Annotated in this window: 21 protein-coding genes and 2 pseudogenes; 13 read left to right on the top strand and 10 right to left on the bottom strand. The window is 33.4% G+C overall.

Annotated features, from left to right (window positions below; genetic code table 11):
* Positions 1 to 20: 20 nt before the first annotated feature.
* The 6 genes from pncB to ychF all read right to left on the bottom strand — a co-directional run bounded on the left by pncB (position 21) and on the right by ychF (position 6,208).
* Positions 21 to 1,196 carry a nicotinate phosphoribosyltransferase gene (gene pncB / locus OLM54_RS02135; protein ID WP_264536968.1) on the bottom strand — a complete coding sequence of 392 codons (1,176 nt, stop codon included), beginning with the start codon at positions 1,194 to 1,196 and terminating at the stop codon, positions 21 to 23.
* Positions 1,197 to 1,295: 99 nt separating this feature from the next.
* Positions 1,296 to 2,273, bottom strand: coding sequence for a transglutaminase domain-containing protein (locus tag OLM54_RS02130; protein WP_264536967.1), 978 nt, complete (start codon positions 2,271 to 2,273; stop codon positions 1,296 to 1,298).
* 4 nt (positions 2,274 to 2,277) lie between these two features.
* Positions 2,278 to 2,802 carry an NADPH-dependent FMN reductase gene (locus OLM54_RS02125; RefSeq protein ID WP_264536966.1) on the bottom strand — a complete coding sequence of 175 codons (525 nt, stop codon included), beginning with the start codon at positions 2,800 to 2,802 and terminating at the stop codon, positions 2,278 to 2,280.
* Complete coding sequence (locus OLM54_RS02120) at positions 2,799 to 3,758, bottom strand: YihY/virulence factor BrkB family protein (RefSeq protein ID WP_264536965.1); 960 nt, start codon at positions 3,756 to 3,758, stop codon at positions 2,799 to 2,801. The genes OLM54_RS02125 and OLM54_RS02120 overlap by 4 nt, the downstream gene beginning before the upstream one ends.
* A 294-nt stretch (positions 3,759 to 4,052) precedes the next feature.
* Positions 4,053 to 4,730: a TIGR02117 family protein gene (locus OLM54_RS02115; RefSeq protein WP_264536964.1), complete on the bottom strand. Its 678-nt coding sequence runs from the start codon at positions 4,728 to 4,730 to the stop codon at positions 4,053 to 4,055.
* Between the two features lie 383 nt (positions 4,731 to 5,113).
* A complete protein-coding gene (gene ychF, locus OLM54_RS02110; protein WP_264536963.1) occupies positions 5,114 to 6,208 on the bottom strand; it encodes a redox-regulated ATPase YchF in 1,095 nt (364 codons plus the stop codon).
* A gap of 320 nt (positions 6,209 to 6,528) precedes the next feature.
* Between ychF and OLM54_RS02105 the strand changes: the two genes are divergently transcribed.
* Positions 6,529 to 9,246, top strand: coding sequence for a TonB-dependent receptor (locus OLM54_RS02105; RefSeq protein WP_264536962.1), 2,718 nt, complete (start codon positions 6,529 to 6,531; stop codon positions 9,244 to 9,246).
* An 83-nt stretch (positions 9,247 to 9,329) separates the two neighbouring features.
* Positions 9,330 to 10,076 (top strand): class I SAM-dependent DNA methyltransferase, encoded by a 747-nt coding sequence (locus OLM54_RS02100; RefSeq protein WP_264536961.1) that lies wholly within the window; start codon positions 9,330 to 9,332, stop codon positions 10,074 to 10,076.
* 51 nt (positions 10,077 to 10,127) lie between these two features.
* Here OLM54_RS02100 and OLM54_RS02095 read toward each other — a convergent pair whose 3' ends face one another.
* Both OLM54_RS02095 and OLM54_RS02090 read right to left on the bottom strand, forming a co-directional pair.
* A complete protein-coding gene (locus OLM54_RS02095) occupies positions 10,128 to 11,294 on the bottom strand; it encodes a hypothetical protein (protein ID WP_264536960.1) in 1,167 nt (388 codons plus the stop codon).
* A gap of 165 nt (positions 11,295 to 11,459) precedes the next feature.
* The gene (locus OLM54_RS02090) at positions 11,460 to 11,810 is read right to left on the bottom strand and encodes a 4Fe-4S dicluster domain-containing protein (RefSeq protein ID WP_264536959.1); all 351 of its coding nucleotides are present in this window, start codon (positions 11,808 to 11,810) and stop codon (positions 11,460 to 11,462) included.
* 156 nt (positions 11,811 to 11,966) lie between these two features.
* On the opposite strand from OLM54_RS02090, the gene OLM54_RS02085 reads away from it, so the two are divergent.
* From OLM54_RS02085 to OLM54_RS02055, 7 genes are all read left to right on the top strand, one after another.
* A complete protein-coding gene (locus OLM54_RS02085) occupies positions 11,967 to 13,040 on the top strand; it encodes an acyl-CoA reductase (protein WP_264536958.1) in 1,074 nt (357 codons plus the stop codon).
* 93 nt (positions 13,041 to 13,133) lie between these two features.
* On the top strand, positions 13,134 to 14,204 hold the full coding sequence (serC, locus tag OLM54_RS02080; protein ID WP_264536957.1) for a 3-phosphoserine/phosphohydroxythreonine transaminase: 1,071 nt from the start codon (positions 13,134 to 13,136) through the stop codon (positions 14,202 to 14,204).
* A gap of 139 nt (positions 14,205 to 14,343) precedes the next feature.
* Complete coding sequence (locus tag OLM54_RS02075; RefSeq protein WP_264536956.1) at positions 14,344 to 15,294, top strand: D-2-hydroxyacid dehydrogenase; 951 nt, start codon at positions 14,344 to 14,346, stop codon at positions 15,292 to 15,294.
* A gap of 103 nt (positions 15,295 to 15,397) precedes the next feature.
* Complete coding sequence (locus OLM54_RS02070; RefSeq protein WP_264536955.1) at positions 15,398 to 15,961, top strand: hypothetical protein; 564 nt, start codon at positions 15,398 to 15,400, stop codon at positions 15,959 to 15,961.
* 249 nt (positions 15,962 to 16,210) lie between these two features.
* A complete protein-coding gene (locus OLM54_RS02065) occupies positions 16,211 to 16,642 on the top strand; it encodes a DUF6146 family protein (protein WP_264536954.1) in 432 nt (143 codons plus the stop codon).
* Between the two features lie 32 nt (positions 16,643 to 16,674).
* Positions 16,675 to 16,977, top strand: a complete 303-nt coding sequence (locus OLM54_RS02060) for a DUF6787 family protein (protein ID WP_264536953.1) — start codon at positions 16,675 to 16,677, stop codon at positions 16,975 to 16,977.
* 416 nt (positions 16,978 to 17,393) lie between these two features.
* Entirely contained in the window at positions 17,394 to 20,168 is a 2,775-nt protein-coding gene (locus OLM54_RS02055; protein WP_264536952.1) for a T9SS type A sorting domain-containing protein, read from the top strand.
* Between the two features lie 62 nt (positions 20,169 to 20,230).
* On the opposite strand, the gene OLM54_RS02050 is transcribed toward OLM54_RS02055, so the two are convergent.
* The gene (locus OLM54_RS02050; protein ID WP_264536951.1) at positions 20,231 to 20,539 is read right to left on the bottom strand and encodes a hypothetical protein; all 309 of its coding nucleotides are present in this window, start codon (positions 20,537 to 20,539) and stop codon (positions 20,231 to 20,233) included.
* A 257-nt stretch (positions 20,540 to 20,796) separates the two neighbouring features.
* Here OLM54_RS02050 and OLM54_RS21600 point away from each other — a divergent pair.
* The 4 genes and pseudogenes from OLM54_RS21600 to OLM54_RS02035 all read left to right on the top strand — a co-directional run.
* Positions 20,797 to 21,012: pseudogene (locus OLM54_RS21600) on the top strand (ATP-binding cassette domain-containing protein); the annotation flags it as partial.
* A gap of 213 nt (positions 21,013 to 21,225) precedes the next feature.
* Positions 21,226 to 21,675, top strand: a pseudogene (locus tag OLM54_RS21595) (ABC transporter ATP-binding protein); the annotation flags it as partial.
* Positions 21,676 to 21,678: 3 nt separating this feature from the next.
* Positions 21,679 to 22,443, top strand: a complete 765-nt coding sequence (locus OLM54_RS02040) for a TIGR02757 family protein (protein WP_264536949.1) — start codon at positions 21,679 to 21,681, stop codon at positions 22,441 to 22,443.
* A gap of 102 nt (positions 22,444 to 22,545) precedes the next feature.
* Positions 22,546 to 23,898, top strand: coding sequence for a DEAD/DEAH box helicase (locus tag OLM54_RS02035; RefSeq protein WP_264536948.1), 1,353 nt, complete (start codon positions 22,546 to 22,548; stop codon positions 23,896 to 23,898).
* 216 nt (positions 23,899 to 24,114) lie between these two features.
* On the opposite strand, the gene OLM54_RS02030 is transcribed toward OLM54_RS02035, so the two are convergent.
* A complete protein-coding gene (locus OLM54_RS02030) occupies positions 24,115 to 25,227 on the bottom strand; it encodes a lactonase family protein (protein ID WP_264536947.1) in 1,113 nt (370 codons plus the stop codon).
* Between the last annotated feature and the right edge of the window lie 246 nt (positions 25,228 to 25,473).

Here is a 25,473-nt window from a genome sequence, read left to right as displayed (position 1 = left end):
AGTTCTAAAACAAAAAAATACTATTTGATTCCCAGTACTTCTTTTGCCAAAGCAATCATTTCGGGTGTTCCCGTATTTTTATTTTTTTCATCAGAAAGTTTCACAACACCTTGCCAGTGCGTATTATCCGGTTTTGTATCGGTTAATTTTATAACCATATTCATCGAAGGCAAACCAACATCATTGGTGAAATTGGTTCCAATACCAAATGACATTTTGATTTTGTCTCTACAGAAATCAGCAATCGTTTTTACTTTATCAAAATTAAGTGAATCCGAAAAAACAATAGCTTTCGATCTTGGGTCAATTCCCATTTTTGTGTAATGTGCAATTACTTTTTTAGCAAATTCAACGGGATCGCCGCTGTCATGTCGCACTCCGTCGAAAAGTTTAGAATATTTTTTATCAAACTGATTAAAAAATATTTCTGTTGTATAAGTATCCGTTAAAGCAATCCCGAGGTCACCTCCATAAACCTGCGTCCAATGTTCGAGACTTATCGAATTGGCCATTTTAAAACCATATTGTGCCGCATGAAACATAAACCATTCGTGTGCATGGGTTCCTAAAGGACGTTTGTTATTTAACATTGCAAAGTGAACATTGCTTGTGCCAATAAAACTTTCTGAACCAAAAGTGCGTAACGTTTCGTTAACCAAAACATGAACATCGTAAGAATGGCGTCGTCTTGTACCAAATTCCAAAACCGAAACACCTAATTTATTATAACTGTCAATTTTATTTTTAGTAAGCGTTTTTATAGCCTCATCATTAAGTCGGATTAAATGATTTGCTTTATAAAAAAGTTCCGAGATTAAAGCCATTAAAGGTACTTCCCATAAAATAGTGCGGTACCAGAAACCTTCTACCGTAACTTTTATTTCAGATCCTTCCTGAGTAATTTTAACTTCGGATGGGTCATAAATGTATCCTTGCAGAAAATCGAAATAAGTAGGATCTAGATAAGGACAATGATGTGAAAGATAGTGCTTTTCTTCTTTTGTTAGCCGTAAATCTGCCATTGCATCGACTGATTTTCGAAGTAAATCTGCAAAACCGGGCGGAAAAACATGTTTACCACGATTTATAAATCCATAGCGCACTTTTGCCTTCGGAAAAAGCCTGATTACGGCATGCTGCATCGTAAATTTATAGAAATCATTATCTAAAATTGATTTCAAAAAAGTTGTTTCCATAACACAAGTTGCTATATTTTTTTTCAAATTCGTAACTGCTAATATACGGCAATTCGATAAAAGAAGAAAATGATATAAATCAACTTTGTAAAATAATTCTTATTTTGAAACTACTTTAAATGATGCGATGCTATTTGTATCTACAAAAAAAGTAATGTACTCACCGATTGTATTATCAAAAGTCAGCTGAAATTCTAAACCGCCTTTTCTTTCTTTTCCATTCGTAACTTTAACGGGCTGATTTCTTTTATTTAAATAATAAAACTGATCTGATTTTGAAATATTTTTGATTTCAAAAGTGATTTTTTCTCCATTTCGGGCTTCAATTATTCCCGACTCCGGAGATTTAATTTTATAATCACCCTCGATTGTTTTATTGTAAATCAACGGACCGTTTAAGAAATCTTCCTTACTTAATCTGTCTCCTAAATAACTCTCAGAATCAGGAAAATGTTTGGCAAAAAAGTAATCGGGATCGGTATCAAAATAAACAGACGTAAAGTCATTTGCCATTCGTCCTTTACTGCTGTCATAATAACCCTGACCCCAGGTAACGTCAATTAATCGCCACTTTTTATCAATCAAAACCATATTCCAGGCATGATTTGAAGTGGTGTTTTTTCGCCCAATATCAACTAATCTGGTTTTAGAATCTCCACGGATAATTTCACATTTAATGCCAACTAATGAAGCAATATTTTGGTATAAAAGTGTAAAACCCTCGCAAACTGCTTTCTTTGAATTAAATGCTTTATCAATCATTTTATCATTCAGCGCCTGAATTTTTCTTTGCTTTTCGGCTTCGGTACGATAACTAAAACCCTGCGTTTGCGGTGGATTCAAAAATGCGGCATAATCATATTTTACATTAAAAGCAATCCAGCTGTAAATAGCGCGCGCTTTGTCATAATCAGAATTAAAATCCTTTTCGATTCTTTCTGCCAATTTTTCTGTTGAACTAAAGCTTTTTGGGTATTTTAAAACGATATTATCAACTGCATTATATTTTTGTGCAAATGAAGAATACAGGAAAACAATATGTATAAGGAGTATAAAAACAATCTTTTTTGTAGTCATAAAATTAGAAACATTCTTTTATAATATCTTTTAGTTCTTTGTCTAATTCGGCATTCGAAATTTGATTTTTCTCTAAATCAAAATTAGCATTAAAAGCAGGTAACGAAAAAGTAGCCTTAATGTCAGCGCCATATCTTGGTAAAGCATTGCGTGCAATTTCTAAAACCGAAGCGCCGCCTCTTGTACCTGGCGAAGTTGCCATTAATAACATTGGTTTTTGCTGAAAAACTTCCTTAGTAATTCGGGAACACCAATCGAATATATTTTTAAATGCTGTTGAATAGTTATTATTATTTTCTGCCAAGGAAACCACTAAAATATCTGCACTTGCCAGTTTAGCGAGAAACGCTTTTGCTTTTTCATGCTGACCAATTTCTTTCTCAATATCAACACTAAACAAAGGCATTGCGAAATCATTTAAATCTAAAACTTCAACTTCTCCATTTTCAATTAAACCTGCTGCGTAAGTTGCCAGATGCTTATTGATCGATTTTTTACTGTTACTTCCTCCAAAGGCTATAATTTTCATGTTTTTTGTTCTTTTAGTAATTTCTCTGCTACCGGTTTATTAGGTTTGTCGATTTCATAAATCTCTTTTTGTATTTCGACCGAGTATTCATTTGGATAAATTTTACCGCCGTATGATTTTGCATATACTTTGGTAAATTCTGCTCCAAAATACAGAATTATTGCCGAATAATAGACCCAAACCAAAATTATTATTACGGAACCTGCTGCACCATAAACTGACGCAACTGTAGAACTTCCTAAATAAAAACCGATTGCAAATTTACCAATCATAAATAATATGGCAGTTACTGTTGATCCTATAAAAGCATCTTTCCATCTTATTTTTCCATCCGGTAAAGTCCTGAAAATAATAGCAAAAAGCAATGTAATACTCGCCAAAACAATAACTATATTAACGACATAAAACAAATAAACGGTACTTTCGGGAAAATATACTTTTAAACGTGCACTCACTAAATCTAATGTGGTACTTATAAAAAGACTGACCAGCATTAAAAAACCTACCGAAGCAATCATTGAGAATGACATTAACCGATTTTGAATGAATTTCTTAATTCCTTTATCCGGTTTGGCTCGTAAACCCCATATAAAATTAATAGAACTTTGTATTTCTGCAAACACTCCAGATGCTCCAATTAACAACATCGCGATTCCAAATATAGTAGCAAAAACATTATCTCCTGATAATTGTACATTTTTTATAGCTTCCTGAATTTGAATTGCGGCGCCATTTCCTACCAAACCATTAATTTGTCCATATAATTGTCCCGTTACAGCATCTTCGCCAAAAAAGAAACCACAAATTGTAATGATAATAATTAATAAAGGCGGTAACGCAAATATGGTATAATACGCCAATGCTGCACTAAGTTTAATGGCATTATCATCGTTAAATTCTAAAAAGGTATTCTTTAATAGAAACCAGGTCTTGGAGAATATATTCTTAATTTTCATTTGCTGATTTTTTTTGGATATTCTCTCAAATTTAGACAATAATTGAAGATTTTAATTGTTGCTTTTTTGGCAAATTTTACATTTTTACCATGTAATTCTTATTTTATGTGGTCACTACAGGACATTTTACATGATTTTTCATTTTTTTTCTACCAACATTTCTACCAACATTTAGCTCCTAACGGAGCATAACATTAGGATATATCTCGTAGAGATTACATATTGGTAGAAATAATATCACCCACTATATTTTGTCCCGTAGGGACTACACATCATCACACAGGAATTCATTTCCTATTTATAATGACAAAAAATCCCTTTATCATAAACCGTCCATAAACTGGCTTTTTGGTTGGCGACTTTTAACGCACAATTTGCCCAGGTATTACAGGTATAAAAAAGACTATAACTTCCTTTTGCTTCATAAAAAGCATCCTTTTTTCCGTAGCTATGACCTTCAATCCATTGTGGATGAATTGGATTACTGAAACTTTCTGAAATATACGTGACTAATTTTTGATAGTTTTCTTTCGAAATTAAAATACGCTTGCAATCATCGCCTTCTTTTAATTGTTTGAAAAATGTAGTATGCATGGCCGACGAACTTACACCAAATGCCGCTTTTAAAGCCGTACTTGCTTTCAAATCCGACCATTCTGGTGTATCGAGGTAAAAACCTTTATCGCCCCAGCCGAATGCGATAAAATTCATCAGAGAATCTTTTGATTGTGTCTGACTAAACTGAATTTCTTGTCGCCAGTCTTTAACTTCATTAACAACAGGAACGACAATATCTGTATGAACACCGTTTGAAAGGATATAAATAGGTATTGCGTCTTGTTCTTCGACTTTTGCAACATCACTGTTTACAGTGATTTTAGAAATTAGATAAACTACAATTATATATAAAATAAGGAAAGTAACGATTCCCAGAATTGTCCAGCCTAGAAATTTAAAGGTTCTTTTTAGCATTTTGGTTGGTTGTTTTAGGTTAATGAAATGGTCTTTTTTTTGTAACCAATTTTTGAGCCAAAAAAATGATGGTACGCAGATTATACGGATTCGCTAAAGCGAAAGCGTGTATTTACACGGATTTTTTTTATGTTTATTTTTTTGTGGATACTTATTCTCATTTTTTTTGTCATTTCGACCGAAGGGAGAAATCACACGCGGAACTCGACAAAGATTGGCGACTTCAGGAACGGAGCCTCTAGTGAGATTTCTCCCTTCGCTCGAAATAACAAACTATACGTAAAGAATAATTACATTTTTTTTAGCATAAAAAAACTGCTGAATTTCTCCAGCAGTTTTCTCTATCTTCTTTATTCTTTATTCTTTATTCTATTTTCTAAGAATTAAACGTTAAAACGGAAATGCATTACATCACCATCTTTTACAATATATTCTTTTCCTTCCACTTTAAATTTTCCTGCTTCTTTTGCTTTTGCTTCTGAACCGTATTGAACGTAATCTTCATATGAAATAACTTCGGCACGAATAAATCCTTTTTCAAAATCAGTATGGATAACTCCGGCTGCTTGCGGCGCAGTAGCTCCAATGTTGATTGTCCAGGCACGAACTTCTTTTACACCAGCGGTAAAGTACGTTTGTTGTTTCAATAATTTGTAAGCTGCACGAATTAAAACTGATGCTCCCGGCTCTGTTAATCCCATATCTTCAAGGAAAACCTGACGCTCTTCGTAGCTTTCTAATTCTGTAATATCAGCCTCTGCTCCTACTGAAAGGATAATAACTTCAGCATCTTCGTCTTTTACTAATTCACGAACCTGATCTACATATTTGTTTCCGTTTACGGCTGAATTTTCATCAACATTACAAACATATAATACAGGTTTTGCAGTAATCAACTGAAAAGATTCCATTAAAACTTCTTCGTCATTACCTTGAGGTATAATCGTACGAGCCGATTTTGCCTGTAATAAAGACTCTCTAATTCTGTCTAAAAGTCCTTTTTCAGTCTGCGCTTCTTTATTTCCGGTTTTAGCGGCACGATTTACTTTTTCCAAACGTTTTTCAACAGTTTCTAAATCTTTTAATTGAAGTTCAATATCAATTGTTTCTTTATCACGAATTGGGTTTACATTTCCGTCAACGTGTACAATATTATCATTATCAAAACAACGCAAAACGTGAATAATAGCATTACACTCTCTGATGTTTCCCAAAAACTGATTTCCAAGTCCTTCACCTTTACTTGCTCCTTTTACCAAACCTGCAATATCAACAATATCTACAGTTGCCATTTGCACGCGTTCTGGTTTTACCAATTCTTCTAATTTATTGATTCTTGGATCCGGAACGTTTACAACACCAATATTAGGTTCGATTGTACAAAACGGAAAATTCGCACTTTGCGCTTTTGCATTAGATAAACAATTAAATAATGTTGATTTTCCAACATTTGGTAATCCTACAATTCCTGCTTTCATATGTAGATAATATTTGTTTTTTTACTTTATTTCTTGCTTTCAGACGCTATCATTACTGGTTATAGTTCAAATATTTAGCTTCTGATTTGACCGTTTTTTCTTCTTTTTATTTTTTTGACAAAATGATAGATTTTCGCCCTAAAATTTTGCAAATATAAGATTTAATACCGCTTAACTGTACAAAAAATGACGATATATGTTTTTTTACTACTTTTCTTAAAAAAAATAAAACTTTTTTGTAATATTTTGTTAAATAACGCTATTTTTATCACAATATTTAACAAACCAACATACAAATTTTAACCAAAATTAGAGTAAACATGAAAAAAATTGCAATTTTATTTTTTCTATTTAACACCGTCGTCATTTTTGCACAACAGCAAGTAACAGGTGTAGTAAAAGACAATACAGGCACTCCTTTGCCTGGCGTAAACATTGTTGAAAAGGGTACTAATAACGGTGTTTCTACCGATATTGACGGGTCGTATAAAATTACAGTTAAAGAAGGCGCTTCATTAATTTTTACTTATGTGGGCTACAACAGCGTAACCAGGCTGGCAAATGCTCCTACAATTGACGTTTCTTTATCTGAAGAAGGAGGACAAAATCTTGATGAAGTAGTTGTTACCGGTTCGAGAACAGCCGCCAGAAGTAATACAACGAGTGCTTTGCCTATCGATGTATTATCATCCAAGGATTTAACATCTACAGGGCAGGCTACTTTTGATAAAGCGCTGCAATACAAAATTCCATCTTTTAATACAGTACAAACTCCTGTAAATGATGCTACATCATTACTGGATCCCTACGAAATTAGAAATATGGGACCAAGCAGAACTTTAATCCTTATTAATGGTAAACGTAAAAATTTAAGTGCATTACTTTATGTACAAACTTCTCCGGGACGTGGAGAAACGGGTGCGGATATTTCTGCAATTCCAACAGACGCGATCGAAAGAGTGGAAATTCTTCGTGATGGAGCTTCTGCTCAATACGGTTCTGATGCCATTGCAGGCGTTATGAACATTATTTTAAAGAAAAACAGCAGCGATGGATCTTTGACAATAAGAAGCGGAATCACTTCTGAGGGTGATGGCGAAATGTTGGGCGCAAGCATAAACAGCGGAACAACGGTTGGCGAAAAGGGCTTTTTGAATTATACTATTGATTTTTCTAAAGTAAATTTAGCTAACAGACCCGGAAATGTTGATGCTGAAGGAGATGCTGGGGATTTTGGTGCTAATATTGCTGATGTTCAGGCTTTCCTTGCCAGACATCCTGATGCAAGAAACATTAATGGTTCACCAGAAACGGCAGCGGCAAAATTCTTGATTAATGGTGGAAACTATATTAGTGAAACTACTAATTTGTATTATAATGCTGCTTATGTGTACAAAAAAGTAAAATCATTTGCCAACTTCAGAACACCTTATTGGAGACCTTTAAGCGGTGATCCGTATTTAAATGATTTCTTTGGAAACGGTGATCCTGCCAATCCGTCTTATGATGGATATGGACCAACTTTTGAAGGAGATTTAAGTGATTATAATGGTACACTTGGTTTTAAAACTGTTAAAAACGGATGGAATACTGATGCCAGTTTAACCGTTGGAGGAAACAAACAAGTCTATACCGTAAACAATTCAGTAAACAGATCAGACATTACTACAACTACAATTGATCCGGTTACAGGTGATCCGGTTGTAACTAATGTTTACAGAGAAAACAGCCCGATTTCATTTAAACCGGGAGGAGCTTCTTTTAATCACGTTGTTGGAAATATTGACGTATCAAAAATTCTTTCCGATCAAATAAGTATTGGTTTTGGTACAGAGTTCAGATCTGAATATTTCTCTGTTCTTGAAGGAGATAAAGCTTCTTGGGACGGAACCGGAGCTGACTCTTTTGCAGGAAACAGACCTGAAAATTCTGGAAAATGGAACCGTTATAATGTTGGTGTTTATTTAGATGTTGCTTTTGATATTACAAAAGACTTTTTAATAAACGGAACTATACGCCATGAAGAATATAGCGATTTTGGAGGCGCAACCGTTTGGAAAGCAAGTACAAGATATAAATTCCTTGACGATAAAATTACACTTAGAGGATCTGTTTCAACAGGTTTCAGAGCACCAACTTTACATCAAATTTATACTCAAAAATCACAATATTCTTTCGTAGCCGGACAAGGGATTCAGTTAAGCGGAATCATCAACAATGTTTCTCCACAGGCACGTCAATTAGGGATTCCGCCTTTAGATCCTGAAAAATCTACCAATATAACAGTTGGTATTGGTGCAAAACCTTTCAAAAATTTCAATTTAACTGTTGATTATTACAATATTAAAGTAGAGGACAGAATTGTTTTAGGAGACAGACAAGATACTGAATTTGGTGAAGTAGCCTGGTTTTCAAATTCATTTGATTCAAGAACTTCGGGTCTTGATGTGGTTACAAGTTATAATAACATAGGAATCGGAGAAGGTAAATTAGGCTTTAATTTATCCGGAAATATTACTTTTCAAAATGAAAGAATTTCTCCAGTAATCAACAATTCATTTGGACCAATTCTTGATGCATTGACTTTTACATCAAGACCTAAAACAAAATGGATATTAGGTGCTAATTATGAAATTGGGAAATTTGGTTTTTCTTTAAATAATACTTATTTCGGAGAGGCATCTTTTCATCAGGATGGTATAGCAACGTTTGATTCTTCTTTACCACCTACTCAATATAATCCTGATTTAGATACTCGTTTTATTCCTAAAGTTGTAACTGATTTAGGCGTTAATTTTAATGCGACCGAAAAACTGACTATTGCTTTAAATGTAAACAATATATTTAATGTATTACCTGAATGGGAATTCGTAGCAAAAAATGCTGACGGAGCAACTTTGCTTGCAGATCCTGTACAGAAAAAAGAACAATATAATTTATTGACATTTAATGGCCGTTATGCAACTACTTCTTACGATGGTTCACATTTCAGTCAGTTAGGAACGATGTTTAACTTATCTTTAAATTATAAATTCTAAGTTCAACTTTGTTTAAATAATACGAAAAGGGTTGTCTTTATGACGACCCTTTTTTATACTTTTATATTAAAAATTCTGAAGTTATGGCAAATTTATATGATGGAAAAATGGCCGCAATTTACGATGCGATGTACCAGACTTTTGTTGATTATGATGAAGAATATGCTTTTTATAACAATCTGATTCAGGAAAACAAAGCTTCAACTATTCTCGAAATTGGAAGCGGCACCGGAAATCTGGCAAAAAGATTCAAACAAAACAATCAAAATTATCAAGGTCTGGATTATAGCGACGATATGATTGCAATAGCCAGACAAAGAAATGAAAATTGCTCTTTTACGCAAGGCGATATGCGAGATTTTAAGCTCAATACTTTATTTGATGCTGTCTTGATTACCGGAAGATCTACAAGTTATCTTATTACAAATGATGACATGAACAGAACTTTTGATTCAATTTATAAAAACCTAAACGATAATGGCGTTATCATTTTTGATTTTATTGACGCGAATCGGTTTATTCCTTTCAGCAAAGAAAATCCTGTTATTACACACGAAGCCAAATATGAAAACGTAAATTATATTAGGGAAAGTCATTGGGATACAAACAATTCTCTCGAAAATTTCATGCTCGAATGGACGGCACAATATTATACTTTTGAAAATGGCGAAAAAGAAATTATAGAAAATGATTTTTCGACCGTTCGCGTTTTTACACTCAATGAAATTCAGCTTTTTTTATATTTGAATAACTTCGAAATAATAAAAACAATTGACAGAAAAACATATGCTTACGATACTTATGTGATTGTGGCAAAAAAGAGAACATAAAAAAATCCTGAGTTTTAAGCTCAGGATTTTTTATTACAATTCTTTTTAAAATTACATCTTAAATTCTAATCCTTCAATTAATGTTTTTTCTTCGTCTGTTGCCGTAAAACCAGAGATATTCCAGTAATTGGTTAGAATTTTATTCTTCTTGTTAAACAATGATTTTTCCTTAAAAACATCACTTTCACTATAAGTGAATTTTTCTTTACTAAAATTGGTTGTAATAAAATTATTTCTAACCTGAATATTTTTTACTCCTTTATCTTTTAAAACAACATCATATCCAACTTCTTCATTCGAACTCAATAAATAGTAATCTTCATTATCTACTTTGTAATTTACTTTTACCATAGATTTAGTGATATTTTTAGCTCCCTCCTGTTTATTTTCTACCAGTTCAGCAATAGTTCCGGGAGTAATTAAAATACTAAATTCTATGATTAATTTCTTTTCAGGATCATAAATAATTTCAAAAGTGTCAACAGCTTTTTTAGCTTTATCCAAAGGTGAAATCTTCATTACATAATAATCATTATTGGCAGGATGTCTTTTTGTAATAAAATCGTATTCTTTTTTTGCTTTCGAATCTAAAAGAGGATCAAAATATTTCAGGCTCACATAATTCTCCATAATATCATTCAAATTATAACCTCGCAAATCGGCACTTACATCTTCTTCAATTAAACCGTACGATCGATTTTGCTCTACTAATAATGTAGTGTTTACTTTTTTCTGATTTACATTAAACTGAAAATTCACAAGTCCGTCATTATAATAAGAATATTTATTATCAAGCATAAAAAATTCTCTTACATAGACTTTTAACCTGCATGATGCAGCTAATTTTTCGGCAGAATTCGAAACAATTTTTTGAAGGATTTTCTGGGGATTTTCTTTAGATAAAACAATTTCGTCTAATTTATTGTCTTTGCTTTTTAAATAAACAATAAATTCATTTTCCTTTAAACTGGCCCAACGAAGGGTCAAATTTTCATAATTAGTTTCAGAGACCTGAACATTAGAACCTCCGCTTAATACAAAGGTTACTTTACCATCCTGATTGCTTATTAAATTTTGTCTGGTTTTTAATATAACAACAGTTGCATTTTCAATAGGCAGCTGTGTTTCAATATCTTTCACAATAATCGAATACTCGGTATCTTGTGCAAAAACAACGGTGGTAAAAAATAAAACAAATAAAAGTAACAGTCTTTTCATGAGCGATTATTTAAGTTATTTCAAACATATTGTTAAATTTTCGCACTAAAACTACAAATAAATCATTTAACACCAATAAAATAGTGAAATAAAATAAAGAATTTACGTGATAAAAAAAGTCTCAGGCATTAAACCTGAGACTTTTATATAAATTTTAATAGAATATTATTCTCCGTGTAAAAACGCTTGTCTGTTCAGCAAGGTTTCTTCGTCTTCAACGTGATTATCATCTGGCACACAGCAATCAACAGGACATACAGCGGCACATTGCGGTTCATCATGGAAACCTTTACATTCAGTACATTTTCCCGGAACAATATAATATACTTCATCAGAAATTGGTGTTTGAGCATCATCTGCATCAACCTCAGTTCCGTCAGGTAAAATTACTTTTCCTTTAAGAGTAGTCCCGTCTTTATATCTCCAGTCATCCGCACCTTCATAAATTGCTGTATTTGGGCACTCTGGTTCACAAGCCCCACAGTTTATGCATTCGTCAGTTATAATTATTGCCATTTTTTTAGTCTTAAAGTTAAAAGTCTTAAAGTTATAAAGTCAAAAAAAATATAAAAAAGGCATTTTCGGCTTTTGACCTGATGACTTTTGTCTTTCGACTTATTTATCCTTATTTTTGTGCAAAATTACAATCAAAACTCTTCATAAACAAACATTATGACATTAGAAACAAAAAAAAGTATTTTTGTTGAATTAGGAAAATTTCTAAAACAATTTTCTGAAAAGGATACAATTAAAAAATCGGATGTTTTACATAACGATTTATTTTTTGATGATTTCGAAAAACTAATACATTTATCTCAATCTCATAATGGCTGGTATACGCCTGAGCAAGTGTACTTTGCAATAAAATCATGGGCAGACGCCTTAACTGAAGAAAACATTGATAAATGGTTATCGGATTATTCGTCACAGTTTTCGCAAGAGAATAAAAAAGAAAAAAAGGTCGCTTTAATTTTAGCCGGAAATATTCCGTTAGTAGGATTTCATGATTTTTTATCTGTTTTAATTACAGGAAACAGCGCCTTAATAAAAACCTCTTCAAACGATCAGCATTTATTACCATTTTTAGCCAAATATTTAATTGCTGTTGATGAAAGCTTAAAAAACAAGATCACTTTCGTGGAAGGCAAACTGGAAAATTTCGATACCGTAATTGCCACCGGAAGTAATAATACAGCAAGATATTTTGAATATTATTTTAAAGATAAACCTTCAATCATTCGAAAAAACAGAAATTCGGCCGCCGTTTTAAACGGAAAAGAAACCCACGAACAATTAGAAGCTTTAGGCGAAGATATTTTCAGGTATTTTGGTTTAGGATGCCGCAATGTTTCGAAGCTTTTTGTACCAAAAGGCTATTATTTTGACGCTTTTTTTCAGGCTATTTTTAAATATCAGGACGTAATTCATTATGAAAAATACGCTAATAATTACGATTACAATAAAGCGGTTTTTTTAATGAGTAATTTTAAATTATTGGATAACGGTTTCTTAACTTTAAAAGAAGATCCGAGCTATGCCTCGCCTATTTCGAGTGTTTTCTATGAATTTTATGAAAATATCGAAGATCTTCAAAGTCGTCTTACAACAGATTCTGAACAAATTCAATGCATCGTTAGCAACAATTTAATCGAAAATAGTATTCCCTTCGGACAAACGCAAAATCCGCAATTGTGGGATTATGCAGATAACGTAGATACTATAACGTTTTTGTTAACAACAAAGTAAAAAAATGTTTAATTATTTCGAATAATTTATCGCTTTTTCAGCTCCTATTGCCGAAATTTGCATCTTTAAAATTTCCGACTATTAACAAAAACCATGAAAAAACACAACTACAGCGCAGGACCAAGTATCTTACCTCAAGAAGTTTTTGAGAAAGCATCAAAAGCAATATTAAATTTTAATGATTCAGGACTTTCTATTCTGGAAATTTCGCACCGAAGCAAAGATTTCGTTGCAGTTATGGAAGAAGCTCGTTCCCTTGCTTTAGAACTTTTAGGACTTCAGGGAAAAGGATATCAGGCATTATTTTTGCAAGGTGGCGCAAGTACAGCATTCTTAATGGCTCCATATAACTTAATGAAAGAAAACGGGAAAGCCGCTTATTTAGATTCTGGAACATGGGCAACAGCTGCTATAAAAGAAGCTAAATATTTTGGAGAAACTATTGTTGTAGCTTCTTCAAAAGAAGAAAATTACAACCATATTCCAAAAGGATACACAATACCAAGTGATGCAGATTATTTTCACTGCACAAGTAATAATACCATTTTTGGAACTCAAATGAAAGAATTTCCGGCAACAAATGTACCTGTTGTTTGCGATATGAGTTCTGATATATTTTCACGCAATTTAGATTTCTCAAAATTTGATTTAATCTACGCCGGAGCTCAAAAAAACATGGGTCCAGCAGGAACTACTTTAGTGGTTGTTAAAGAATCTATTTTAGAGAAAAACGGAAGAACAATTCCAAGTATGTTAGATTACGCAAAACACATTAAGGGAGAAAGTATGTACAATACACCGCCTGTTTTTGCTGTTTACGTTTCGTTATTAACACTACAATGGATTAAAGAAAAAGGCGGAGTTGCTGCTGTTGAAAAATTAAATGACGCAAAAGCTGATTTACTTTATACTGAAATTGACAGAAACCCATTATTTAAAGGTGCTGCCGCAGTAGAAGATCGTTCTAAAATGAATGTGACTTTCTTACTAAACAATGCTGATCATACTGAAACTTTTGACGCTTTATGGAAAGCTGCAGGAATTTCAGGATTGCCAGGACACCGTTCTGTTGGCGGTTACAGAGCTTCTATTTACAACGCTATGCCTATCGAAAGTGTTCAGGTTTTAGTGGATGTAATGAAAGCACTTGAAAACAAAGTTTAATCGTTTATTCGGTTAATCGTTAATTTGATTATTGTTTAATTGAGTTGCTTTTAAAAATCAAAAAAGAGAAAAATTATAATATTATGCTTATCCTTTAATTTCGATTAAACGATAAAACAGATAAACACATAAACACAAAATGAAAGTATTAGCCAATGACGGAATTTCTAAAAGTGGAATTCTAGCCTTAGAAAAAGGTGGATTTGAAGTTATAACGACAAAAGTAGCTCAGGAACAAGTTGCTAATTTTGTAAATGAAAATAATGTAGACGTAGTTTTAGTGCGTAGTGCTACTAAAGTTCGTAAAGATATTATTGATGCCTGCCCGGGATTAAAAATTATTGGTCGTGGCGGCGTTGGTATGGATAATATCGATGTTGATTATGCTAAAAGCAAAGGAATTCATGTAATAAATACGCCTGCTTCATCATCAGAATCTGTTGCTGAATTGGTGTTTGCACACTTATTTTCTGGTGTTCGTTTCTTGCATGATTCTAATAGAAATATGCCTCTTGAAGGAGATTCAAACTTTGATGGTTTGAAAAAAGCATACGCAAATGGTGTTGAATTAAGAGGAAAAACTCTTGGTATTGTTGGTATCGGCCGTATCGGACAAGCTACTGCAAAAATGGCGCTTGGTTTAGGTATGAAAGTTATCGCTGCAGATAGTTTTATTCCAAAAGTAGATATTAAAGTGGAATTTTTTGATGGTCAGTCAATCACAACAACAATCGTTTCTCAATCATTAGAATCATTGTTTAAAGAAGCTGATTTCATTACTTTACACGTTCCTGCTCAGGATGGTTATATCATTGGTGAAAAAGAATTTGAACTGTTAAAAGATGGTGTTGGAATCGTAAACTGCGCTCGTGGCGGTGTTATTGATGAAGTGGCGCTAATAAAAGCTTTAGACTCTGGAAAAGTTGCTTTTGCAGGTTTAGACGTTTTTGAAAGCGAACCAAAACCGGAAATGACAATCTTAATGCACCCGAAAATTTCACTGACTCCGCACATTGGAGCTGCAACAGGAGAAGCACAAGACAGAATTGGTACTGAATTAGCATCGCAAATTATTTCTTTGTTGAGCTAGTAATAAAATAAAATCATTAACTTTAGAGGGATTTACTGCGAAAATTGTAGTAAATCCCTTTCTTTTTATATAAATTTGACGTCTAATTTAAATTCTTAAAATCATGTTTGAACAATTAACGCAATTAGTACAACAATACGGAGGAGATGCCATCGTAAAAAACGACGCAATTCCAAATGAGCAAAACGATGCCGTAGTAAAAGAAACAAGCAACTCTATATTTGCAGGACTGCAAAAAATTGCTTCAGAAGGCGGTGCAGAACAATTAGCCGGTTTATTTAATGTAAACTCACCTATAGACAGTTCTAATCCGGTTGTTCAGCAAATTACACAACAGTTATCAGGAACTCTTGGCGAAAAATTTGGTTTAAGCAGTACCGCTTCTTCCGGTGTTGCAGCAAGCATGATTCCTCAGGTTTTAAATTCGTTAGTTAATAAAGCGAAAGATCCAAATGACAGTGGTTTTCAAATTTCAGATATTATCAGTTCTATCGCAGGAAACAGCGGTCAGGCTTCAGGCATTATGGACACTATTTCTAAATACGGAATGCAATTTGGTTTAGACCAAAACGCAGACGGAAAAGTTGATGTAGCCGATGTTTTAGTAGTTACTAAAACCAAAGGCGGAATCGCAGGATTTATTGGTAAATTATTTGGGAGTAAATAAGAAGAAGGTTCATAGAGGCAAAGGTCCAAAGGCTCAAAGTTCCTAAGATTCTAAGTTGCTAAGTCTCTAAGTCTCTAAGACTTTAAACTTTAGTCTATTAAAAAAAAAGCTGTTTGCATTAAGCAAACAGCTTTTTTTATGAACTTAAAAACTTAGAATCTTAGCAACTTAGTAGCTTTGAATCTCAGCAACTTTAAATCTTAGCAACTTTAAAAAAAAATTCGTAAATTTAAGTTCGAATTTAACCTCATGAAAAATTGTATTTACATATTAATTGTTTTGTTTACTGTAATTGCGTGTTCTACGGCTCAAAAACCAATTGACACGGCAGTAAAACGAAACGTTGCTGTAAATGATACCGTTCGAATTGCAAATGATTCTTTGGAGTATGAAGTGATTATTATCGATAACGGATTTAGTACCTGGCTGGCATCGCGGGCTTATCCAAGAAATTATCATTCGCTATCATATCTTGAAAACAAAAACAATTTGTATGTTACAGAATGGAATAATCGGGTTTTACAGCCACAGCGATACAATCCTGACTTATATGAAATGAGCATTAATTACAATCCAACTATTAAGTATGGTTACGAAGTAAATTACCTTATTTACAACTACATGATTTATTTTCAAAATACTTATAAACAAAAGCTTTGGGGATATGTTCCATCAAGATAATGTTGTTATATTTGTAATCATTATGCATAAAAATGAATAAATTAAAACAACGTTGGGGCATTACCTCAAATTTTCAATTCGTCATCATATTTATCGTTTTTGCCATCACCGGATCGGCATCTGCATGGCTGTCTAAACCATTTTGTGTATGGTTAGGTATTACCAAAGAAGATTTTGGCGGCTGGTTTACCTTAATTCGCTTAATTATTATTTTCCCAATTTATCAGGTTTTATTGGTTGCTATAGGAACTGTTTTTGGACAGTTTCGTTTCTTTTGGGCTTTCGAAAAAAGAATGCTTAAAAGTATGGGATTAGGATTTATGTTTAAAGATTAATTCTACTCAAATTAGTCAAAATTGTTTTTTTCTAAAAAAAAATCTTAACTTTAATTTTTACTAAATCGGTAATCTCTTATTTGATTTTATTGAACCAACTCACACGAAAATTTCAACATTTCCGCCTACTTCACGCACTACTACTTTTAACCTTAATTAAATTAATTAGATAAAATTTTAATATAAAAAATACACTTACCGTATTTTTATATTACAAATAATATCAAAAATACATTTTTACAGGATTGTGCAGGATAGTTTTATTTTAAGTATTTGTAATCTTTACACTACTCATAACCATAAAGTTAAATATTTAAAAGAAAGAAGATAATTACAATTTATTGATGTCTTTAAAATATTTGCTTTTAAAAAAAGTGAGCGAATACTTAACCTAACTAACCCAAAAAAATCTCAAAATGTCACAAACCTCTATGAAATTACATTTTGTAATGGCATTATGCTGCCTTACAATTTCGGTCACTACAATTTTTGCCCAAAACCCCGTAGTGAAGATTGATTTTGATCAATCTGGAAGACCCAAAACAGAAGTAAATGAACCCGAATATACCACATGGGTAATTGCTTCCGGAAATTCAAGTACTTATACAGAAAACGGAATCACATTTACCATGACAAGAATTGGAGACAAAGGTGATGCTCTTGGTACAAATTGGTACAAAACAGGAATTCAGTCTCCATATTACGCCAGATTAATTTCTGACGGATTAACCGTAAAAGGTACAACTGCAAATCTTGGCGCGCAAATAGAACTCCGAATTAGCGGATTAGCAGCCGGAAATCATACCTTATTAGCATTTTTAAATGCAGTAGATAGTCCGTCGGGAAACACGTTTAGCCCAATTGATATTTCTGTAAACGGAAATTTAGTTTTTGATAATGTAATTCCAAGTATCAGAGCCACAAAAACAGCAGATGCGAAATCAGCTTATTTAAAATTTCAGGCTGTCGCCAATACTGATGTAGTAATTGTATTTGCTGCTGAAACATCAGGAACTGAAAATATCAAAAATGTGATGTTAAACGGGTTTGAATTAAATACACCAAATATTTTCTTTCAGGCAATAAATCCAAATCCAAAACACAATGACGAACATGTTGAATTAAATTCCGGAGGTAAATTATTACAATGGACATCAGCAACAAATGCAGTATCGCACAATGTTTATTTTGGAACAGATCCTGCAGCTGTAGAAGCTGCCACAACATCGTCGGCAGAATATAAAGGCAATCAAATAAAAACAAATGTATCATATCAGGTAAACGGTTTATACACAGGCGCTACCTATTATTGGCGAATTGATGAAGTTCTTGCCAATAGCGAAATCGAAAAAGGAAATGTATGGCGATTCAGACCTGCACAACTTGCTTTTCCTGAAGCCGAAGGATACGGAAGATTTGCCCGCGGAGGAAGAGGCGGAAAAGTCGTTGCAGTAACCAATTTAAATGATAGCGGACCGGGAAGTTTTCGCGACGCCGTTACCAATGATATCGGACCAAGAACTATCGTTTTTAATACTTCAGGAATCATCCAGCTTACTTCTCGTTTAGTTTTAAGCCAGCCTTATGTTACAGTTGCAGGGCAAACTGCTCCCGGAAAAGGAATTTGCATTCGTTCTGCCCCTTTTGGTGTAACCGGTAATGATGCTGTAGTTCAAAACGTAAGAGTTCGTGTTGGCGGCGGTGCAACATATGACGGAATGGGTTTAACGGGCGCTGACAACAGCATTATTGATCATTGCTCGATAAGCTGGACAATAGATGAAGCTTTTAGTTCCCGATCAGGAAAAAATATAACATTACAAAAAACCTTAATTTCAGAAGCGCTCAATGCTGCCGGACATCAAAATTATCCTGCCGGAACTGAGCATGGTTACGCTGCAACTATTGGAGGCGATATTGGAAGTTTTCACCATAATCTTTTAGCACATTGTTATGGACGAAACTGGAGTCTTGGCGGTGGATTAGACGGAAGCGGCGCTTATGCAGGCAAAATGGATATTACCAATAATGTAGTTTATAATTGGGGTTCAAGAACCACAGATGGCGGAACTAAAGAAGTTAATTTTGTAAACAACTATTACAAACCCGGTGCAGGTTCAAAAATATTTGTCGCTTTTAATCAGCAAAATGAAGGCGCAGGAACAGGAATGCAGCAATGTTATTTTAGCGGAAATGTTATGCCAGGTTATTTTAATGAAACCAATCAAACCATTGGAAGAAAAGCTTCGGGAATTACCGTTTCTTTCGAAAATTTTGTAAACACACCGTTTTTTCCATCTTATGTAACAACGCAATCTGCCAAAAATGCTTATAAAATTGTACTTTCAGATGTGGGCTGTACGCAACCTGTATTCGACGATCATGACGACAGAATAATTACAGAAACACTAAACGGAACTTATTCTATAAGAGGAAGTGTAACTGATAAACCCGGATTTCCGGACAACGAATCAGATGTTGGCGGTTACGAATCATATCCTGCAGTAACCAGAGATGCAAATTGGGATACTGATCAGGATGGATTACCAAATTGGTGGGAAAACATTATAGGAACAAATACAAATTCTGGAACCGGAGATTTTTCAGATGCAAATGCAGATGCTGATTTGGATGGTTACACCAATCTGGATAAATATTTACAATGGATTTCACTTCCGCATTATGAATCTCCAAACGGGACTAAAATCAACATCAACATTCAAAAATTGTCAAGAGGTTTTACCAGCGGAGTTACATATTCAATATCAAATGTGGTAAACGGAACTGCAGTTTTAGCTTCAAATATTGTTGAATTTACGCCAACAACGGCAGGTTTAGCTTCATTTAATTTTACCGTAACCGATAATGAAGGCGGAACAATGACCCGTAAAGTCAATATTCTTAACGGATCACCAAACTTAACAATAAGTCAGGTAAATAAAGAATCAGAAACGGGTTTTAAAGTTTGGCCCGTGCCAAATAACGGTTCTTTCTCGATTTTAATGCAAAACGATCTTCCAAAAGCAGAACTTAAAGTGTATGATATTTTAGGAAAAGAAATAACAAAACGAAACATTAGCGGAAAAACACAGGAAAATATCCAAATACAATCAAAAGGAGTTTTTATTTTGAAATTTTCAAATCCGGACACAAAAGAAGTCTTACATGTAAAAAAGATTATCGTGCAATAAGATTTAAAAACAAAAATGGCAACCGTAATAAGTTGCCATTTTTTTATAAAGTATACTGCTATTTAATCAGCATCTATAGTTTCATTTTTTTGTCTCTGAAAAAAATAAGTATAAATCCACGTAATTGTAAAGGATGGAATTATATCCGTAAACGGAATGATTTCTTCAACAAAAGTCAAAAAACCAGCCACCTTTCCTACTCGCCCTTTATACATTCTGCTCATAATAAAAGCAGCAATTGGCGCCCAGATTACATCTGAAAACTCACCAAGAAGCGGAACCGAAAACGAAATCATACCAATACCATCAAAAAGAATCCCTAAAAGGAGTTTTCGCATTCTTTCGTCGTTTGTAACATTCAAATCCTGCATTTTTATTTCATTTAGATTTATTCGAATTTAAAAATAAATCACGAGTTAGATTTATTTTTAACTCTTATTATTTTTCTTAATTACCACTTCTTCAATTTTCAAGCCAGTTTTTTAATTATAGATTTTAGATTATAGATTCTTTGAATTTGGATTTGATTTTTGTAATTGATTTTTGCAATTGATTTTTGCAATTGATTTTTGATTTTGCAATTTGATTCTAATCATAATCTTTGTTTCTTTGTAGAAACAGTTTCAAAATGATAGACGCAAAAAACATACATAAATTCTACGACAAACTCGAAGTTTTAAAGGGAGTCGATTTACATATTAAAAAAGGAGAAATTGTTTCAATAGTTGGTGCTTCCGGAGCCGGAAAAACCACTTTACTTCAAATTTTAGGAACTTTAGATAAACCGGAACAAAATACAAATTCGTCATTAACCATTAACGGACAAGATATTTTAACGCTGCAGGATGTCGAAAAAGACAATTCGAAAGAAGAAAGAACATTCAAAATTATTACCTGGACAGGAAGTATTTATGCGATTATTTTTATTGTGTTTTTATTGTTTTTCAGAGCCAAAATCTACGATGATACTTTGAGATTAGTTGCGGTTGGTGTCATGTTATTGCCAATTCTTTTCATGTTTATTTATTATGTCAGATATTTCAAAAAGAAAAGTAAAAAAGACAAAACATTATCTACTTTTAGAAACCTAAACCTTGGTTTTATCTTTCAGTTTCATCAATTATTACCTGAATTTACAGCTTTAGAAAACGTTTGTATTCCTGCTTTTATGGCCAATAAATCAAAAGCCGAAGCCGAAAAAGAAGCCAAAAAGCTTCTCGAATATTTAGGTTTATCACACAGAATTAATCATAAACCAAACGAACTTTCGGGCGGAGAACAACAGCGTGTTGCCGTTGCCAGAGCTTTAATCAACAAACCTGATGTTATTTTTGCCGATGAACCTTCCGGAAATCTGGACACACAATCTGCCGAAAATTTACATCAATTATTTTTTCAGCTTCGCGACGAATTCGGGCAAACCTTTGTAATTGTAACCCACAACGAAGAACTGGCAAATATGGCAGACAGAAAATTAGTCATGGTCGACGGTCAGATTAGTAATTAGAACATGAACCAAAAAGAACTCAAAGAATTTCTCGACGAGAAAGTCATTCAATATAACAATCAGGATTTTATTGAAAGTGATCCCGTGCAGATTCCTCATTTATTTTCACAAAAAGAAGACATCGAAATTGCCGGTTTTTTAAGCGCAACAATCGCTTGGGGAAACCGCAAAATGATTATCAAAAACTCCCATCAAATGATGGAATTAATGGGAAACACACCTTATGATTTTGTCATGTCACATTCTGATGAAGACTTGGAAAGACTGGGAAATTTTGTGCACCGCACCTTTAACGGAAAAGATTTTGGCGGTTTTATAAAAGGTTTACAACACATTTATAAAAATCATGGCGGCTTAGAAAATGTTTTTGCAAAAAATCAGGAAAAAGATAGTTTACAGAAAAGCATCAGCGAATTCAAAAAAATATTTTTCGAAATCGATCATTTGCCAAGAACACAAAAACATATTTCAGATCCGTTAAATAATTCCGCAGCAAAAAGAATCAACATGTATTTGCGCTGGATGGTACGTCAGGACACAAAAGGAGTTGATTTAGGCATTTGGAAAGCCATTTCTCCGGCTGCATTATCTTGTCCGCTTGATGTTCATTCCGGCAACGTAGCCCGCAAACTGGGAATTCTTTCGCGAAAACAAAACGACGGAAAAGCATTAGCAGAACTAGATTTACAACTTCGCAAAATGGATGCAAAAGATCCCGTAAAATATGATTTTGCCTTATTTGGTTTAGGCGTTTTCGAAGGGTTTTAAACTCTTAAATATATTCATTTCTCAGGCTGAGCGGAGTTTCAATAATAAAAATCTAACAAAAAACCACGAATTTAACGTACATTTGCACAAAATTTAATGTAAATGAGCACTTTCGAAAAATTCAATCTTCCAAAATCAGTACAAAAAGCAATCGACGAATTAGGATTTGTTACACCAACTCCTATTCAGGAAAAATCCTTTTCTGTGATTATGTCAGGTCGCGATATGATGGGAATTGCACAAACCGGTACCGGTAAAACATTTGCATATTTATTGCCTCTTTTAAAACTATACAAATTTACCCCAACCAATACACCAAAAATTGTAATTCTGGTACCAACGCGAGAATTAGTAGTTCAGGTTGTAGAAGAAATCGAGAAATTAACTAAATATATGTCAGTTAGTACACTTGGTATTTTTGGTGGCGTAAATATAAATACACAAAAAAAAGCTGTTTACGAAGGTGTTGATATTTTAGTTGGAACACCGGGTAGAACAATGGATTTAGCACTTGACGCCGTAATTCGTTTTGATGAAACTCAAAAATTAGTTATTGATGAGTTTGACGAAATGCTGAATCTAGGTTTTCGTACACAATTAACAGCGCTTTTGGCGATGATGAAAACCAAACGTCAGAACATTTTATTCTCTGCAACAATGACAGATGAAGTTGATGCTGTTTTGAATGACTTTTTTGATTTTCCCGAAGAAGTTACACTTGCCGCTTCTGGAACTCCGCTTGAAAATATTACTCAAATCACCTATAATGTTCCTAATTTCAATACAAAAGTAAACTTGCTGAAACATTTATTACAGACAAACGAAAGCATGGAACGTGTTTTGGTTTTTGTGAATAATAAAAAGATTTCAGACATGCTTCATACCCGAATTGAAGAAGATTTTGAAGGACAATTTGGTGTAATTCACTCCAATAAATCTCAAAATTATCGTTTGAGCACCATGGCTGAATTTCAGGAAGGAAATCTTCGCGGATTAATTACAACCGATATTATGGCGAGAGGTTTGGATATTTCGAATATCTCTCACGTTATTAACTTTGAACTTCCTGAATTTCCTGAATTATACATGCACAGAATTGGTCGTACTGGTCGTGCAGATGCAACGGGAACAGCAATAAGTTTTATCACTCCTCGTGAAGAAGAATTTAAAGTTGAAGTTGAAGTATTAATGAATCAGGAACTGGAAATTGCTGATTTCCCTGAAGAAGTCGAAATTTCAGCGAAATTAATCGAGCCTGAAAAAGACAAACAGCCGATTAAGTTTTTAATGAAAAAACAAACACTAAAAGGTGATGGTGCTTTTCATGAAAAAGATAAAAAGAATAAAAAAGTCAATCTTGGCGGACCTTCAAAAACTAAAAAGAAAACCCACGGATCTGTCAATAGAAATATGTTGAAAACAAGGGATAAAAAGAGAAAAGATAAGGACAAATAAGTTTTTTTAGGGACAAAGGTTCATAGCTACAAAGACACAAGGGTTTGCTCCTAAAGTTTCTAAGTGCTGAGGTTCTAAGTTTAAAAATATAAAAAAGACTCAAAGATCTAGAATAAAGTTTAATAACTTGAAACTTTAGATCTTTGAGCCTTTTTATTTTACATACAATAGAAACCTTTGAACCTTTGTACCTCTGAACCTTTGCCCCTTTATAACCTATATTTTCGTAAAAATCAACCCAACCGGAGAACACAATTCGATTCTTTTTCCGGTGTCTTTAAGTTTTCCTGTGAGTTTATCTCTTTTAAAGACTACTATATTATTGGTATATTGATGTCCTACTAAAAGGTAATTTCCTGTTGGATCGATTGTAAAATCTCTTGGTCCTTTTCCTAAAGTGCTTTGCTGTTCAACCAGTTCGATACTTCCGTTTTTAAGAATTTTATAAACCGAAATATTGTTCGCATCTACGCGATCTGTTACATATAAAAACTTTCCATCAGGCGAAATTTTGATAGCAGCCGCGCCTGTACCGCCTTTAAAATCTTTTGCAAGAATACTCGTTTCAGCGATTAATTTTAAGCTTCCGGTTTTATCATAACTAAAAGTCGTCAGCGTTCCGTCTAATTCCTGAACCAAATAAACAAATTTACCGTCTTTGCTGAAAGTCAAATGTCTTGGACCGCTTCCCGCTTTTACGTCAACACTTCCTTTTAATGTCAAAATTTCATTTTTAGAAGCCGAATTGTATTTGTAGATAAACACTTTATCCATTCCTAAATCATTTGATAAAACGAACTTTTTATCCGGAGAAAAAACAACCATATGTACGTGTGCTTTTTCCTGACGTGCCGCATTTGGACCTTTCCCTTCATGCTGAACTAATTGCTGTACTTCTGTAATACTTCCGTCAGCTTTTTTCTTAAAAACAGCGATACTTCCGCCAGAATAGTTGGCTACAATTACGTTTTGAGAATCATTAATTAAATGACAAGGATCTGCGCCTAAAGAGACATTTTTATTTAGAAAATTAAGTTTTCCTGATTTCGAATTATATCCAAAAGCACTTACTGTACTTTGAGTTCCGTTTTCGTTTACGGCATAAATAAATTTATTATCTGCAGAAGCTGATAAATAACTCGGACTCAAAACATTTTCAGAAGAATTTTTCAATTTAAAATTACCGGAATTCGCATCAAATTCATAAACATAAATTCCGTTGCTCTGACATGTATTTGTATAAGTTCCAACCAATAAATTGAATTTATTTTGTGCCTGTGAAGTTGTAAAAGCTAAAGCTGAAAAAAACAGCATATATAATCTTTTCATAGTTTTTTATTGTTTTTTGAATTAGCTAAAATACTCAATATTCTTATTAGAAAGTTTCTTTTTTGTTACAAATGAAATTTCAAAAGTTACATTTTTCATATCTTTTTACCAGACCACAGATTACACAGATTAATAAGATTTTTTATTCAAATAGTACTCTTTGATAATCTTTTAATCTGTGGCATAAATTTTTAAATAAAAAGTTAGCATTTGCAAGCTTTTACTCTCAACAAATTTGTATTTTTG

It is taken from the genome of Flavobacterium sp. N1736 (assembly GCF_025947065.1).
In the GTDB taxonomy this organism is placed as follows: Bacteria; Bacteroidota; Bacteroidia; order Flavobacteriales; family Flavobacteriaceae; genus Flavobacterium.
Note: the sequence above shows the minus strand (reverse complement) of the source record. Positions and strands in the feature narration are given on the sequence as shown.

What these genes read in the sequence shown, in the direction of transcription:
- OLM54_RS02105 (WP_264536962.1), top strand. Translation starts at nt 6,529, where the DNA reads ATGAAAAAAATTGCAATTTTATTTTTTCTATTTAACACCGTCGTCATT.
- ychF (WP_264536963.1), bottom strand. Translation starts at nt 6,208, where the DNA reads ATGAAAGCAGGAATTGTAGGATTACCAAATGTTGGAAAATCAACATTA.
- OLM54_RS02035 (WP_264536948.1), top strand. Translation starts at nt 22,546, where the DNA reads ATGAGCACTTTCGAAAAATTCAATCTTCCAAAATCAGTACAAAAAGCA.
- OLM54_RS02095 (WP_264536960.1), bottom strand. Translation starts at nt 11,294, where the DNA reads ATGAAAAGACTGTTACTTTTATTTGTTTTATTTTTTACCACCGTTGTT.
- OLM54_RS02060 (WP_264536953.1), top strand. Translation starts at nt 16,675, where the DNA reads ATGAATAAATTAAAACAACGTTGGGGCATTACCTCAAATTTTCAATTC.
- serC (WP_264536957.1), top strand. Translation starts at nt 13,134, where the DNA reads ATGAAAAAACACAACTACAGCGCAGGACCAAGTATCTTACCTCAAGAA.
- OLM54_RS02085 (WP_264536958.1), top strand. Translation starts at nt 11,967, where the DNA reads ATGACATTAGAAACAAAAAAAAGTATTTTTGTTGAATTAGGAAAATTT.
- OLM54_RS02120 (WP_264536965.1), bottom strand. Translation starts at nt 3,758, where the DNA reads ATGAAAATTAAGAATATATTCTCCAAGACCTGGTTTCTATTAAAGAAT.
- OLM54_RS02065 (WP_264536954.1), top strand. Translation starts at nt 16,211, where the DNA reads ATGAAAAATTGTATTTACATATTAATTGTTTTGTTTACTGTAATTGCG.
- OLM54_RS02030 (WP_264536947.1), bottom strand. Translation starts at nt 25,227, where the DNA reads ATGAAAAGATTATATATGCTGTTTTTTTCAGCTTTAGCTTTTACAACT.
- OLM54_RS02115 (WP_264536964.1), bottom strand. Translation starts at nt 4,730, where the DNA reads ATGCTAAAAAGAACCTTTAAATTTCTAGGCTGGACAATTCTGGGAATC.
- OLM54_RS02125 (WP_264536966.1), bottom strand. Translation starts at nt 2,802, where the DNA reads ATGAAAATTATAGCCTTTGGAGGAAGTAACAGTAAAAAATCGATCAAT.
- OLM54_RS02090 (WP_264536959.1), bottom strand. Translation starts at nt 11,810, where the DNA reads ATGGCAATAATTATAACTGACGAATGCATAAACTGTGGGGCTTGTGAA.
- OLM54_RS02075 (WP_264536956.1), top strand. Translation starts at nt 14,344, where the DNA reads ATGAAAGTATTAGCCAATGACGGAATTTCTAAAAGTGGAATTCTAGCC.
- OLM54_RS02130 (WP_264536967.1), bottom strand. Translation starts at nt 2,273, where the DNA reads ATGACTACAAAAAAGATTGTTTTTATACTCCTTATACATATTGTTTTC.
- pncB (WP_264536968.1), bottom strand. Translation starts at nt 1,196, where the DNA reads ATGGAAACAACTTTTTTGAAATCAATTTTAGATAATGATTTCTATAAA.
- OLM54_RS02040 (WP_264536949.1), top strand. Translation starts at nt 21,679, where the DNA reads ATGAACCAAAAAGAACTCAAAGAATTTCTCGACGAGAAAGTCATTCAA.
- OLM54_RS02070 (WP_264536955.1), top strand. Translation starts at nt 15,398, where the DNA reads ATGTTTGAACAATTAACGCAATTAGTACAACAATACGGAGGAGATGCC.
- OLM54_RS02055 (WP_264536952.1), top strand. Translation starts at nt 17,394, where the DNA reads ATGTCACAAACCTCTATGAAATTACATTTTGTAATGGCATTATGCTGC.
- OLM54_RS02100 (WP_264536961.1), top strand. Translation starts at nt 9,330, where the DNA reads ATGGCAAATTTATATGATGGAAAAATGGCCGCAATTTACGATGCGATG.
- OLM54_RS02050 (WP_264536951.1), bottom strand. Translation starts at nt 20,539, where the DNA reads ATGCAGGATTTGAATGTTACAAACGACGAAAGAATGCGAAAACTCCTT.